Origin of the sequence: Pseudoalteromonas sp. CO342X (genome assembly GCF_004208915.1) — a bacterium.
In the GTDB taxonomy this organism is placed as follows: Bacteria; Pseudomonadota; Gammaproteobacteria; order Enterobacterales; family Alteromonadaceae; genus Pseudoalteromonas; species Pseudoalteromonas maricaloris.
On the sequence record NZ_SGPH01000016.1, the window covers coordinates 231,523 to 245,247 of the forward strand.

Sequence of the window (13,725 nt, forward strand, 5' to 3'; positions counted from 1 at the left end):
AGATTCTCCTGTTAGCTTATCAAGGTAAGCAAAAACTTATGAATGTGTTAAAAGTAAATCAAAATTGCTGTTTTTTTACACATGCCACATTGTAAAATCACGATTTAACTAATTAGAGCATAAAGAATTATGCAAAACCCTTTTTAACACTCGAATTAAGTTATATGATCTATATGTCATCATTATGACACCGGTGTCAGTGGCCGTCAATCTCGAATATTTTACCTTACAGCTTAGGGGACTATTTGAGATTTATCACAAAATTGGTGAATTCGTGCTGCTGTCACTATATTGCTATACAGTGAATTGTGTTAGCTGTCATATTTTGGGGACCGATATGATATCAGTGAATTGTGTGTCTCGCTGGTCAATCATGGTCGCTCAGGTATAATGCACATACACGAACGCATAAAGTTTTGATGTTACCGAGGAGGAAACTAAATGCAGGTTGCATTAGTTGGTTTGGGTGTGATGGGTAAAAACCTCGCGCTAAATCTAATTGAGAAGGGGATGACCTTAGTCGCTTACGACAAGAACCCCGAAGTAGGTGCGGAATTATTGAGTTGCGCACAGTCGTTAGGTATGGCGGAGCGCTTACACATAGTGTCTGATCTCGGTGATATGATCAGAAGATTAGAGACTCCTCGCTCGATTTTATTACTCGTTCCTGCAGGTGAACTAGTAGATAAAGTTTGTAGCGATTTGGTTGAAGCTGGAGTTGAAAAAGACGATATTATCGTTGACTGTGGTAACAGTAATTACAAAGATGGTATCGCACGTAAATTGAAATATCAGAATAAATTTGAGTTTGCCACTATGGGGATTTCTGGCGGTGCCGAAGGTGCACGTCATGGTCCTGCAATGATGGCAAGTGGTTCAGAAGGTGGCTGGGAGCGTATCGAGCCTTGGTTCGAAAAGGTTGCTGCGAGCTACAACAATGAATCATGTTTCGCGCGTGTTGGGCAATCTGCCAGCGGTCACTTTGTTAAAATGGTGCACAACGGTATTGAGTATGCGTTGATGCAGCTCATTGCGGAGCTTTATCAATTGCTTCGTCTGGGTACCGGTCGCTCTCCTAAAGAAGTTGCTGAGATTTTTGAATCTTGGTCTGAAGGTAAATTAAATAGTTATCTACTTGCAATTTCTAGCCACATTTTAAGTCTGGAAACAGAGCAGGGCGAGTCTTTAGTCGACCTTATCGACAATAAGGTAGGAGCTAAGGGCACTGGCCTTTGGACGGCGCAAAACGCACTGGAGCTTGGTATTGCCGTACCTTCGCTTGTGGCTGCGGTACAAGCTCGCCATCTCACCAACACTATTGATACTCCAGCTGCGAAAGAAATGACGTATGCGAATAAATCAACGCAAACAATTGAGGTTGATTTAGACGAGTTAAAAGACGCATTCTATTTTGCCAGTTTACTATGTTACCGCCAAGGTCTTGCACTGATTAAGGGCGCATCTCGTGCACACCAATGGAAAGTGGATCTCAATAAAACGCTACAAACCTGGCGTGCGGGCTGTATTATCCGAGCTGATTACTTAGACGATATCGCTGAAGGTGTTGAATTTATCGATTCACTTGAGAAGCCTGCACTTGCACTACGTAGCATTACAGGTAAAGCTGTGGCGACTGGTTTGTCTTTCCCAGTGCTTGCTGCGACGCAAACTTATATTGCAACACTGAGCACGCCAAGCAACGGGCACTTGGTGCAAGCACAGCGTGATTACTTTGGTGAGCACGGCATAAAGACACACAGTGGTGAAACTTGTCACCTTACTGATCTTGTCGATATCGAAGCAAAAGTTAGATAATAATCGACGTTCGGAGTAGAATATTTCGAGTTGATTTAAAAGCCGTGGTAACGATACCACGGCTTTTTTGTTGTGTTACTTTTTCGCTTTACTGCTATCGAGTTAGCTCACCACGCAGATTGTCTTGCATCAAATGGCGGATCGTTTCAAGCTCTAGCTGCTGGCTAAATAAATAGTGTAGCTTTGTTAAGCACGCTTCTAGTGTCATATCGTAGCCGCTGATCACACCACAGTTTAATAACGCATTTCCTGTCGCGTAGCCGCCCATATTCACTTTTCCTTGAATACATTGGGTGAGGTTGATGATCACCACTCCGCGGTCGCTGATTGCTTTAAGCTCAGTTAAAAAATGCTCGTCTTGTGGCGCGTTACCAACACCGAAGCTTAATAAGATCAGCGCTTTCATCTCGCCACGCATTAGGTTCTTAAGGATTTCAGTTGAGATCCCTGGATACAAATGCATTACCGCGATAGGTTGAGGTGAAATCTTGGTGACTTGCAAGCTTTGCTCAACGTAAGGGCTTAGCTTCCCTTCGATCAGCTGAATATTGATCCCAGCTTGTGCCAGCGGTGAAAGGTTTGGAGAAGCGAATGCATCGAAGCCATCAGCATGAGCTTTGATTGCTCTGTTACCGCGGTAAAGTTTATTGTTGAAAAACAAACTCACTTCGGCGATAGGGTAGTTAGCAGCCAAATACATCGCGTTTAACAGATTTACTTGACCATCAGAGCGCAGTTGTGACAACGGAATTTGAGAGCCGGTCACTATCACAGGTTTAGTTAAGTTCTCAAACATGAAGGATAGTGCAGAAGCAGTATAGGCCATTGTATCTGTGCCATGGAGCACCACAAAACCATCGTAGTCGTGATATTTTGATTGAATGTCATCCGCGATAAGCTGCCAGTGATGCGGTGACATATCTGACGAGTCAATTAACGGGCAATATTCATGAATATCAAAAAGCGGCATTTCATCGCGAGTAAACTCGGCGTTATTTTTTACCGTATCTGTTAGGTATCCTGCAACCGGAACGTAACCGCGACTGGATTGCTTCATACCAATGGTACCACCGGTATAGGCGATATATATTTTTTTTCTTTTCATAAAAAAGCCCAGAATAAAATCTGGGCTCAGTATAACAATTACAGCACCACAATTGCAGTGCTTAATCGATTTTACTCAGGTGAAACGTTACACACTAAGCAAAGCGTATAGACATGGTTAGGATCGTTAAGCTGGCCTAACATCTGAGTTTGTAGTGCTATTGTATTGCTAACACTGTCTAGGGCATTTAATGCAGTTTTTGCGAATATCGATTGCTCAGGTACAAGGGCACTAATGGCGCTTTGCACCATAGACGCACCAAATAATTGTTGCATCAGCTTTTCTTGCTCGGTGAGTGTTTGTTCAATAGTGATAACATCATACATCTCTAAATTAGCAAGACTTGCTGCCGCTTCAATGGCATCGTTCTTGTTACCTAACTTATCAACTAGGCCAAAATCAAGCGCCTGAGTTGCTAGCCATACACGTCCTTGCGCAACATCGTTAACTGCTGACTTATCAAGATTTCGCTCGGTTGCAACCATAGAGATAAACTTATCATAGGCATCTTCAACCCCCATCTGGATAAGGTTTTTATAGCCACCATCTATCCCTCTGAATGGAGATTGGCCTTTTAATTCGGTTGTCGCAACACCATCAGAATAAATTCCTAATGAGTTTGCTGCATTTTCAAAGGTCATGATCATGCCAAATACACCAATAGAACCCGTGATCGTGCTTGGCGATGCCCAAATTTCATTAGCTGATGCCGCAATCCAATAACCACCAGAAGCTGCAACTGAACCCATTGATGCTATCACAGGTTTTCCAGCGGCTTTTAGTGCAAGAACTTCATTACGAATGGTTTCAGAAGCAAACATGCTACCACCGCCAGAGTCAATTCTTAGTACAACGGCTTTCACTTTGTCGTTAAGGCGAGCCTTTTTAAGTAGTGCAGCTGTTGAATCGCCACCAATAGCTCCCGCTTTACGCTTGCCATCAGAGATTTGACCTTTAGCAACAACCACTGCGACTTTTTCGGTAAATGGATTTTCTGCAAACTCTTTCGGTGGCAACGTCGTTAGATATTGATTGAACGAGACCTGTTTAAAAGATTTTCCCTTTGCATCGAGACCAACTTCATCGATCAGTTTCTGTGCAAATGCTTGATTGGTCGTTAACGCATCGACCCATTGGTTGTCGATAGCGTATTTGGCGGAATCGCCTTGTGCCGCTTCCATTTTGTCTGTTAATGCAGCGAAGGTTTCATCAAAGTTAGCCACATCGAAACCGCGGTTTTCGGCCACTTCTGTTTTGTATTGTGTCCAAAGCGGGGTGATCCATCCAAGATTTGACTCTTTTGCTTCAGGTGACATATCGCTGCGAATATAAGGCTCAACGGCCGACTTGTATGTACCAACGCGGAAAATATGTTGCGTAACTTTTAGCTTATCAAGAGCTTCTTTGAAATACAGAGGATACATGCCAAATCCGGTGATATTAACTCCACCGTATGGGTGTAGAGAAATTTCATCGGCTACCGAGGCGAGATAATATTGAGCTTGAGTGTAATAAGCACCATGCGCATAGATTTTTTTGCCTGCTGCTTTGAATTGCGCGAGCGCGTCTTTGATATCTCGTAATTTATCGAGATGGGCGCTATGAAGACGTTGTAAATCAAGATACATCACTGTAATGCGGTCATCTTGAGCCGCTTTATTGATAACATCGATGACATCATCTAATAAAATTTCGCTTGGCTCTTCTGAGTCACCAAAAGCATCACTCATTGCTGCCTCAACAGGGTCAACATAGGTCAATTGCTCAACTATGATACCGTTCAGGTTTAAACGTAGTACGCTTTTATTTTCGACCTTAACCTGATCCTCACCCGATACAATGCTTATCACGATGGCGATAAGAATGAATAAAAACAGCAGATTTAAAATTAATCGCCTGGAAAAGTTCAGTGTGGCCCAAATGCCTTTAAAAATATTCGCTATCAGTTTCAAAATGATCCCTTATGCTTAACTTCAATACAACTCTATACATTTATCATATATCAGAGCGCGTTTCATGAATAATAGAAAAACGTAACGAAGTATTTTCATGATTGAAATATCGCCAATGCTGCCAAATTCGTTAATTTCTTTCTCCTTAAGACTTGCCAAATAATAAAAAAACGTTAATGTTCACAGGTAAGACCAGTTTTGTGGGGCGGCAAATGTTAGAACAAGAACTACAACTTAAACATACCAGTTTGCGAAATCGCTTGGTAATGGGATCAATGCATACCGGGCTTGAAGAAGGGTGGCACAACCGAAAGCGACTGGCTGCGTTTTATGAGGAACGAGCAAAAGGTGGAGTGGGTCTGATCGTAACCGGTGGCTACAGTCCAAACCTACGCGGTAAGTTGACACCCATTTCTTCTTCTTTTAACTCGTTATACGATGTAATTAAACACAAAGCATACACTGATGTAGTACATAAGCATGGTGGCAAAATTTGTATACAGTTACTACATGCTGGGCGCTATGCTTATCATCCATTCAACACTGCACCTAGTGCTATCAAAGCACCGATTAATCCATATAAACCAAAAGCAATGAGCTTAAGTGCCATCAAAGGTACGATTAAAGACTTTGCTCACTCAGCTAAGTTGGCCGAAAAAGCAGGCTACGATGGTGTGGAAATCATGGGCTCAGAGGGATATTTAATCAATGAGTTTATGGCGGGTCATACTAATAAGCGCACTGATGAATATGGTGGTAGCTTAGAAAACAGAATGCGATTGGCAACAGATATTGTAAAAGCGGTTAGAGCAAAAGTGAGCGATAAGTTCATAATCGTTTTTCGTCTGTCGGTCATGGACTTAATCCCAAATGGCTCAACACCAGAAGAAGTTGTGCTTCAAGCCAAAGCTTTGGTCGCGGCCGGTGTGGATATTCTCAACACTGGCATTGGTTGGCACGAAGCGCGTGTTCCAACAATTGCGTCGATGGTGCCTCCAGGTGCTTATCGTGAAGCGTCACATAGATTAAAACAAGCCGTTGATATACCCGTTGTAGCAGTAAATAGGATTAACACCCCAGATCTTGCTAATGACATCTTAGCCAAAGGGGATGCCGATCTTATTTCTATGGCGCGTCCGTTACTCGCTGATCCTGAATTCTTTAATAAATATCAAGAGCAGCGATCGGAGCAAATTAATATTTGCATCGGCTGTAATCAGGGGTGTTTAGACCATGTATTTAAGGGCAAACGAGCAACATGTTTGGTGAATCCACAAGCGGGATTTGAATTGGATTATCCACTTCAGAGCGCTCAAAGGAAAAAACAAGTACTCGTTGTTGGCGCAGGACCTGCTGGGTTGTCTGTAAGTTACTATCTCGCCAAAAAAGGCCACCAAGTCAAGTTGATTGATAAAGGTAGCGAATTAGGTGGTCAGTTTAATTTAGCGATGCGAATACCAGGTAAAGAAGACTTCCAACATACGCTTAAATACTATGTCAGCGAAATAAATCGCTTAGGTGTTGAGCTTTGCCTAAATACACCATACGAAGAAACAATGGCAAATGCGTTTGATGATGTGGTATTTGCAACGGGTGTAAGCCCACGTATGTCGAAAATAGAATGCGCAGATGGGAAACGTGTGTTTGCCTATGACGAAGTGATTAAAGGTGAAGTAGAATTAGGTAATAAAATTGCTATTTTAGGTGCCGGTGGTATTGGCTTTGACATGGTAGCGTTTTTAACTGAACAGCGAGAACAAACGATCCCTGATTTTAAATCGCAGTGGGGAATAGAATGTGAAGCGCAACCATCACAAGAGCAAAGGCCGATTTATATGTTAAAACGCTCAGGAGGACGTTTTGGTAAAGACTTAGGTAAGACCACAGGTTGGATCCACAGAGCCGTTGCAAAACATCACAATGTTCAGCAAATTGCAGAATGCGAATATATCAGCTTTGATAATCAAGGTTTGACTGTAAGAGTTGCGGGTGAAGAGCAACTGTTAGATGTCGATACGGTCATTGCTTGTATTGGGCAAGTTTCTAACGATAGCTTGTTCGATAAAGAGGCACTACCAGAAAATCAGCACGTTATTGGAGGGGCCAAACTGGCGGCAGCGATTGATGCTAAGCGAGCGATTGCAGAGGCCCTTCAGGTAGCAAGAAAGATCTAGGGTCTGTTGATCTTTGCTGTTTGATTTTTGTTCTCCTGAGTGTGTTTTGGTCGCGACGCTCGACTTGCCGCCTAGTAATCTAAGCAAGAGTTGAGCAACAATGAACAAAGCGCACTCAGGTGAACCCAAAGGGCAGCGCTTGATTGGCATTTCTTCTGTGTTGCCCCACAAGGATGTGGGGTAAGGTGACTTTGCAGGAGCTCAAAGTCTTTATCGCCTGACTCACATAGAACAACTATGCTACGCAGGCTCTGCCTTGTATAAATACCAATCAAACTGCTGCAAAAACAAACTTGAAAGATTAACAGGCCCTAACGAAATAACCCAGCCCAATCTGCGGTCTATACTGATAATTCAAACATCAACTATGGATCGCATATGCTTGCCAACCTACTAAAGCCGTATCGGCAACTACAACATTTATCTCAACATTTTTCTGGTATCGCGCCATTACTCATGCGCCTTATTCTCGCGCCAGTTATGATCATTGCAGGTTACAATAAATTAAATTTGTCTAATCCGGACGCGACATTTTTACAACGCCTCCTCGCTGATCCCAATATTGTCGCATGGTTTGGTAATAGTGAATGGGGGTTAGGTTTACCTTTTCCTGACTTACTTGCCTTTCTTGCCGCTTGGGCGGAGTTTTTAGGCGGTTGGTTAATTTTGCTTGGCTTGCTTACGCGTTTAGTGTCTATTCCGCTCATGGTGACTATGGTAGTTGCTGCAACGACGGTGCATTTGGAGCATGGCTGGTTTTCGGTAACGCCAACAAATCCAGATACCAGCGCCGCAAAAGTATTAGACTGGCTAGGCTTTGAAGAAGCTAAAGTGAGCTTAGAAAATAGCGTAGCAGCAAAGCAACGTTTGGATTCAATTAAAGAGATAGTCGAAGAAAATGGCAGACCAAATTATCTCTATGAAAGAGGCAATATTGTTATTTTAAACAATGGAATTGAATTTGCGGCAACTTACTTTGTATTACTATTGTCACTATTTTTTACCGGTGGTGGACGTTATGTCAGTGTTGACTATTGGTTGAGGCTACTTATTGATAGGAAACAACGCAATTCACTTCCCGAGTAAAATGAATTACTGCCAGGATGCTATCCAGAAATCCGTGATGTCGCGTGGTCGAATTTAAGGGAAAATGATAGACTACAAGCCACGTAATACCAATTTGCTTAAGTATTTGGTCTATTTCGAGACACGTAATAAGTCAAATTGGTATAATTCACGGCCATTTTGAAGGCACAACACGGGATGAGTTAATGGACGCCATAGAATTACTCTTAACACGCCAGTCAGATAGCAACCTGTCTTTTCCTGGACCTAATCCAGCTCAGTTAGAAATCATTAAAAAAGCAGCACTAAAAGTGCCAGATCATGGTGGCTTAACACCGTTTCGATTTATTACAGTAGAAGAAAAAGGCCGTGAAAAGCTGGGTGAAATCTACTATCAAGCAGCGGTGAAAGAGCAGCAAGCGCAACGGATAATAGATAGAGCGAGACAGCTACCAGAGCGCGCGCCAATGTTGATCATCGCAGTATCTCCTTATCAAGAACATCCAAAAGTACCTCGTATTGAGCAAATTCAAAGTGCAGGCTGTAGTGTACTTGCTATGCAGCAAGCGGCTTTTGCACAGGGGTTGTCTGGTGTGTGGCGAACGGGCTACTTTGCCCAGAGTCCAGAAGTGAAAAAGCAACTTGGTCTCGATGAAAAAGATGAAATCGTTGGCTATCTTTATTTAGGCACGCCTACGGTGCAATGTACTAAGCCTATAAGACACAAACCAGAAGATTTCTTTAGCAGTTTATAAGGATACGCAGCCATGGCATTACATGTAATTGATCACCCATTAGTTCAGCATAAACTTGGACTCTTGCGAGAGCTGGGTATATCAACCAAAAATTTTCGCGAAATTGTCTCGGAAGTGGGTAACTTACTCACTTACGAAGCAACAAAAGATCTGACTTTGAGCGATCAGGTCATTTCTGCTTGGGACGGCAACGAGTTAACAGTTAAAAGGCTGACAGGCAAAAAGATCACCTTGGTGCCAATTTTAAGAGCCGGTTTGGGAATGCTAGATGGCATACTGCAGTTGATCCCAGCAGCCAAAGTAAGTGTTGTGGGTTTACAGCGCAACGAAGAAACACTTGAACCTGTGCCTTATTTTGAGAAGTTGGTGGGCAATATCGATGCTAGACTTGCATTAGTTATTGATCCAATGCTTGCGACTGGTGGCTCGCTGATTGCTACTATCGACATGCTAAAAAAAGCCGGTTCAAAAGAGATCAGAGCGATTGTGCTGGTGGCAGCGCCAGAAGGAGTAAAGCTTGTAGAAGAAGCACACCCTGATGTTGAAATTTACACAGCAGCATTAGATAGCCATTTAAATGAGAAAGGATATATAGTCCCTGGGCTTGGTGATGCCGGTGACAAAATCTTTGGTACGAGAGCCTAAACAGTTATAGTGATTAACAGGTTTTGGTTTTTTGATCTAAAACAATGATACAAAAAAATATGCTAGTAAAAACATGCCTTCCGCTTTATTTTTGTTAAAACAACAAAATAATATTAAGGATAGACCATGTATTTGCTACGTATTTTTTTGTGGCTAAGCTGCGTTTCTGCTTCAGCAAGCGAGCTCCCCAGCATTGAAAAAATAGAAACATTTGCAACCAACTATCATCTCAATCTCAACATACATACACAAACAAGCAGTCTATCTGGCAGCGCAACGATAACGGTTAAAAATCAAGGAACAACACCAACTAGAGTAATCCCATTAAGACTTTATCGCTTGCTTAGTGTTGTCGATATCACTTCGGAAGCGGGTAAGTCCCTCAACTATACACAAGGAATAGTAAGTAATATTGATGACTCACTATTTCAGTCTAATTATATTAAATTATCGTTATCTGAGGCGCTCCAACCCGATCAACAAACAACTTTTACTGTTAATTATTCTGGCCATATAAAGGGGTATGTAGAAACTGGGATGGCTTATATTAAAGATGACATCACCCCTTTGTTTTCTATTATTCGTATGGATGCATATGCTTATCCGCTCATCACAGTGCCTGATGATAGGGTCAATCGCGCGTCACGCTTTTGGCAGAAGCTGTATAACTACACCGCTAACATCGAAGTCGATAGTGGCTTAGTAGTAGCAAATGGTGGAATTTTACTAGGCGTAACAGAAACCGATCAAGGACGAAAGGTTTATTCATACAAAAACCAGAAACCCTCATGGAGAATGGACTTCATGGTCGCACCATATACCGTGACAAAAGGGCATGGCTTTAAGCTATTTACGTTACCGGGAAATAAATATGCAACTGACTATATGGAAAAGGCAAAACAAACCATAACATTGTATGAAAGTTGGTTTGGTCAACGTCAAAGCACTGGTGAGTTTAGCTTTATAGAGATCCCAAAGGGGTTTGGTGCTCAAGCTGATGTTACCGCAATTATTCAAGACAGCGAGGGGTTTGTGGAGGTAACTCGTTTGTATCACGAACTGAGTCATCTATGGGACCCACGTTCGAATGAAAGCTACTCACCACGCTGGAATGAAGGTAAGGCTACCTTTTTAGAATATTTAACGGATTCACGGCTGAATAAAAGGGTGTCTTTAAGCTCGCATATGACAAACGTACTAAAACGAGCAAAAAACCAGTTCGTTAAACAGCCTAAATATTTAACGACTGCGTTTGAAGAGTATGGAAAAGCAGGGCTTAATGCCTATTCGGTAGGGGCGCTATTTTTTGCGCTTTTGCACCATGAGCTAGGCGAGGAAAGGTTTAATCATTTACTACGTACTTTTTATGCAGCACATGTTAAAAGCGGAGCATCAACAGGCGACTTTATCCTTGCACTGCGTGATTTGAAAGATCCTAACATTGATTGGATATTATCTCGTTGGGTGAATAGCCATAGGTTCACGCTTGATATCTTAGACGCTACCAACTTTGAGAACTTCATCACGTTGAGTATAAGAAGTAGTAAAATATAAATAATCCAAATAAAAAAGCTACCCACAAGAGGTAGCTTTTTGGTTTCTATAAAAGAAAGGAATCGGTATTAAAAGTAGCTTCTAATGCCAAGCTTGATGTTACGACCTGGAAGAGGGGCTTGCTCTTTGATAAACGAGCTATGCACAAAGCCTAGCTCATCTGTTAGGTTATCAAGGTTAACATAACCAACCATGTCACTGCCCATAAACTCAAAGTCATAGTTAAACGACATATCCACTAACGTATAGCCCTTAGTTTCACTTTCATAGCTCGCGATGTTGTCTTGCTTGAAATAATGCGTCACCGTGAAGTTAGCAGTTAGGTTCTCGTAACTGTGTTCGTAATCAAGACCTAGCTTGTTGCTTGGGATACGTGGCAAATATTCGTCGTTATCTAACTTCGCTGTCAGCGAATCACCAAACACTTTGACGCGTGCAAAGTTGCTTAGTTTGTAATGGGCATCAAACTCGAGACCGTATAGTTTGGCATCACTGCTTTCAAACTTAAACACTGGAACCGCGCCTTCATGTGCATGATCCGCCACTTCTAAACCGTGCTCTGGACTATAGATATAGTCTGTTAATGCCTGATAGTAGAAGTTTTCGATGTCGTTATAGAAGAAATTAACGGTATAGCCAAAGTCACCTGAGAACTTTCTAAAACTGATGTCTAAGTTATTTGATGTCTCTTGTTCAACATCTTGTGGCTCAAAGTGTAAATGATCACCCTCTAGCTCATAACCAAGCCCTAGTTCATAGGTGCTGGTTGCGATATGAATGCCATTTGAAAGCAATTCGGCAGTTAATGGTGCGCGCTCTGAACGAGACAGCGAAACGGCAACGTTTTGACCTTCAGCAAAGTCGTACACACCACCAATAGACAAGCTTAGATTGGTCATTTCTAGGTCATAAGAAATAAACCCATTATCTAAGTTACCACTATGGTCGTGATCATGATCGTGTTCACCTTCATGGTCATGATCTTCTTCGTACGCTTCGAGTTGATTGCCTTTGCTTGATAACTGGTAGTCTTCAATACGAGCACCTAACTCAAGTGTGAAGTCTCCAAAACGACGTTCTTCAAGGATATAAAGAGCATGCGTTTTGGTATTGGTCGATGGCGTGAAAGCTTCTGCACCATTTGCGGCGTAATCGCTGTCGGAGAAATGATAACCAACAGTGCCGTGCCATTCACCTAAGCGGTGCTCTGCGGTTAAGCGTAATTCGGTTGTATCATTTTCAAATACAGTACCTATGTTTCCATCTTCAATTTCAGCATGTTCGTAATCAGTGTAGCCGACACGTAGACCAACAGATTCAAGCCAGTCACTGTGTACTGCATAATTTACAAGACCCTGCCAACGGTCTTGTTTTACTCGAGCAAATACGGATTCTTCTTCGTGGTCATGCCCTTCCTCTTCATGCTCGTGATCATGGTCATGACCAATATGAGAGTGAGCAGGAATGCCATAGTCCGTATCAACACGGCCATAAGAGAAACCAACGGTCAGATGATCGCCAACGTAACTTGTACCTAAGTTAAATTGCTCAGAATCGATAAAGGTATTGTCGACGCGATTGGCGTACTCTGTTTCATATTCTTCTGCTTCGTGGGCATGATCTTCTCCTTCATGTTCATGCTCGTGTTCTTCATGTTCGTCGTGCGGTAGCGCGAAATTAGGGGTTTCATAGTCACCACCTTTACGCTTAACGCCATCGAAATGGAAGTTAAAGCCGTCAAAGCCTGATTCTAATAACACCGCAAAGGTATTGGTATTTGAGTTGGTGTCATGGCTATAGTCGGCTGCGCCCTGAAGGCTTTCGATCACATCAGTCGGAATACGATTATCAACGACATTAACCACACCACCTATTGCACCTGAGCCGTATAGTAGGGTAGCTGGGCCTCTTAGCACTTCAATCTGTTGCGCTGCAAGCGAGTCGTTGGTGTTGGCATGATCAGGACCAACGCGCGAGGCATCGCTACTGTCTAACCCATTTTGCGTGATTTTGACTCGCGGTCCATCTAAGCCACGGATAATAGGGCTTGAACTTACCGGACCAAAATAACTGGCATTGATCCCAGGTTGGCCTTTTAGTGTTTCACCCAGTGTGGGTTTTGCACGGTTTTTTAGTTCATCACCGCTTAATACACTCACTGGAGAGGTCATTTCCATACTATTTTTGTGCAGGGCAGAAGAATAAACAACTATGCTCTCAACGGACGTTGGTGTTAGCTCAACACGTACGAAACCTTGTTCTTCGGTAACATTAATACGATGGTCTAAGTAGTTTGGCTTTGAGATATGAAGCTGCGAGTCAGCATCGAGCTCAATCGTAAATTGGCCAAATTTATCTGACTTTACCGATTTGCTTTTGCCATGAAGGTGGATAGTGGCGTTACTGAGCGGTTGGTTGTTTGCATCAACAACTTTACCTGTTAGTTGTGCAGCATAAGCTGGCGCTGCACCTATCATTGAAATTAATGCGCTGGCGATAAGAGACTGCTTAAACATATTTTTATTACCACGAGTTAGGTTATGTATTGAACGAGTGAGCTGTTCGACTAATAGAGTGATAATATAACACTACAAATTTTGCGGATCAATAACGTTATACTATAACTTAGTTATTGTTGAAATTAGAATTACAGCTATAGT

The 13,725-nt window shown here is 42.5% G+C and carries 9 protein-coding genes; 6 read left to right on the forward strand and 3 right to left on the reverse strand.

Translation table 11 applies throughout. The features are described from left to right. The first annotated feature begins 441 nt into the window (after window positions 1-441). Window positions 442-1,815, forward strand: coding sequence for an NADP-dependent phosphogluconate dehydrogenase (gene gndA / locus EXT47_RS08055; RefSeq protein ID WP_039495778.1), 1,374 nt, complete (start codon window positions 442-444; stop codon window positions 1,813-1,815). 94 nt (window positions 1,816-1,909) lie between these two features. On the opposite strand, the gene ansA is transcribed toward gndA, so the two are convergent. Continuing rightward, window positions 1,910-2,920, reverse strand: coding sequence for an asparaginase (ansA, locus tag EXT47_RS08060; protein ID WP_010376991.1), 1,011 nt, complete (start codon window positions 2,918-2,920; stop codon window positions 1,910-1,912). Between the two features lie 71 nt (window positions 2,921-2,991). Further along, the gene (sppA, locus tag EXT47_RS08065; RefSeq protein ID WP_084204298.1) at window positions 2,992-4,872 is read right to left on the reverse strand and encodes a signal peptide peptidase SppA; all 1,881 of its coding nucleotides are present in this window, start codon (window positions 4,870-4,872) and stop codon (window positions 2,992-2,994) included. A 212-nt stretch (window positions 4,873-5,084) separates the two neighbouring features. Between sppA and EXT47_RS08070 the strand changes: the two genes are divergently transcribed. The 5 genes from EXT47_RS08070 to EXT47_RS08100 all read left to right on the forward strand — a co-directional run bounded on the left by EXT47_RS08070 (window position 5,085) and on the right by EXT47_RS08100 (window position 11,065). Beyond that, complete coding sequence (locus EXT47_RS08070) at window positions 5,085-7,046, forward strand: FAD-dependent oxidoreductase (protein WP_039495779.1); 1,962 nt, start codon at window positions 5,085-5,087, stop codon at window positions 7,044-7,046. A gap of 378 nt (window positions 7,047-7,424) precedes the next feature. Continuing rightward, the gene (locus tag EXT47_RS08085; RefSeq protein ID WP_130126253.1) at window positions 7,425-8,132 is read left to right on the forward strand and encodes a DoxX family protein; all 708 of its coding nucleotides are present in this window, start codon (window positions 7,425-7,427) and stop codon (window positions 8,130-8,132) included. A 185-nt stretch (window positions 8,133-8,317) separates the two neighbouring features. After that, complete coding sequence (locus EXT47_RS08090) at window positions 8,318-8,866, forward strand: NAD(P)H nitroreductase (protein WP_039495781.1); 549 nt, start codon at window positions 8,318-8,320, stop codon at window positions 8,864-8,866. A 12-nt stretch (window positions 8,867-8,878) separates the two neighbouring features. Next, window positions 8,879-9,511, forward strand: a complete 633-nt coding sequence (gene upp / locus EXT47_RS08095) for a uracil phosphoribosyltransferase (RefSeq protein WP_039495782.1) — start codon at window positions 8,879-8,881, stop codon at window positions 9,509-9,511. Between the two features lie 126 nt (window positions 9,512-9,637). Beyond that, on the forward strand, window positions 9,638-11,065 hold the full coding sequence (locus EXT47_RS08100) for a M1 family aminopeptidase (RefSeq protein WP_130126254.1): 1,428 nt from the start codon (window positions 9,638-9,640) through the stop codon (window positions 11,063-11,065). Between the two features lie 68 nt (window positions 11,066-11,133). Here the strand turns inward: EXT47_RS08100 and EXT47_RS08105 are convergent, their stop codons facing one another. Then, window positions 11,134-13,581: a TonB-dependent receptor gene (locus EXT47_RS08105; protein ID WP_130126255.1), complete on the reverse strand. Its 2,448-nt coding sequence runs from the start codon at window positions 13,579-13,581 to the stop codon at window positions 11,134-11,136. Between the last annotated feature and the right edge of the window lie 144 nt (window positions 13,582-13,725).

Excerpts from the sequence above, each read along its gene's own strand:
- gndA (WP_039495778.1), top strand. The coding sequence starts at position 442 with ATGCAGGTTGCATTAGTTGGTTTGGGTGTGATGGGTAAAAACCTCGCG.
- ansA (WP_010376991.1), bottom strand. The coding sequence starts at position 2,920 with ATGAAAAGAAAAAAAATATATATCGCCTATACCGGTGGTACCATTGGT.
- EXT47_RS08070 (WP_039495779.1), top strand. The coding sequence starts at position 5,085 with ATGTTAGAACAAGAACTACAACTTAAACATACCAGTTTGCGAAATCGC.
- EXT47_RS08085 (WP_130126253.1), top strand. The coding sequence starts at position 7,425 with ATGCTTGCCAACCTACTAAAGCCGTATCGGCAACTACAACATTTATCT.
- EXT47_RS08090 (WP_039495781.1), top strand. The coding sequence starts at position 8,318 with ATGGACGCCATAGAATTACTCTTAACACGCCAGTCAGATAGCAACCTG.
- upp (WP_039495782.1), top strand. The coding sequence starts at position 8,879 with ATGGCATTACATGTAATTGATCACCCATTAGTTCAGCATAAACTTGGA.
- EXT47_RS08100 (WP_130126254.1), top strand. The coding sequence starts at position 9,638 with ATGTATTTGCTACGTATTTTTTTGTGGCTAAGCTGCGTTTCTGCTTCA.
- EXT47_RS08105 (WP_130126255.1), bottom strand. The coding sequence starts at position 13,581 with ATGTTTAAGCAGTCTCTTATCGCCAGCGCATTAATTTCAATGATAGGT.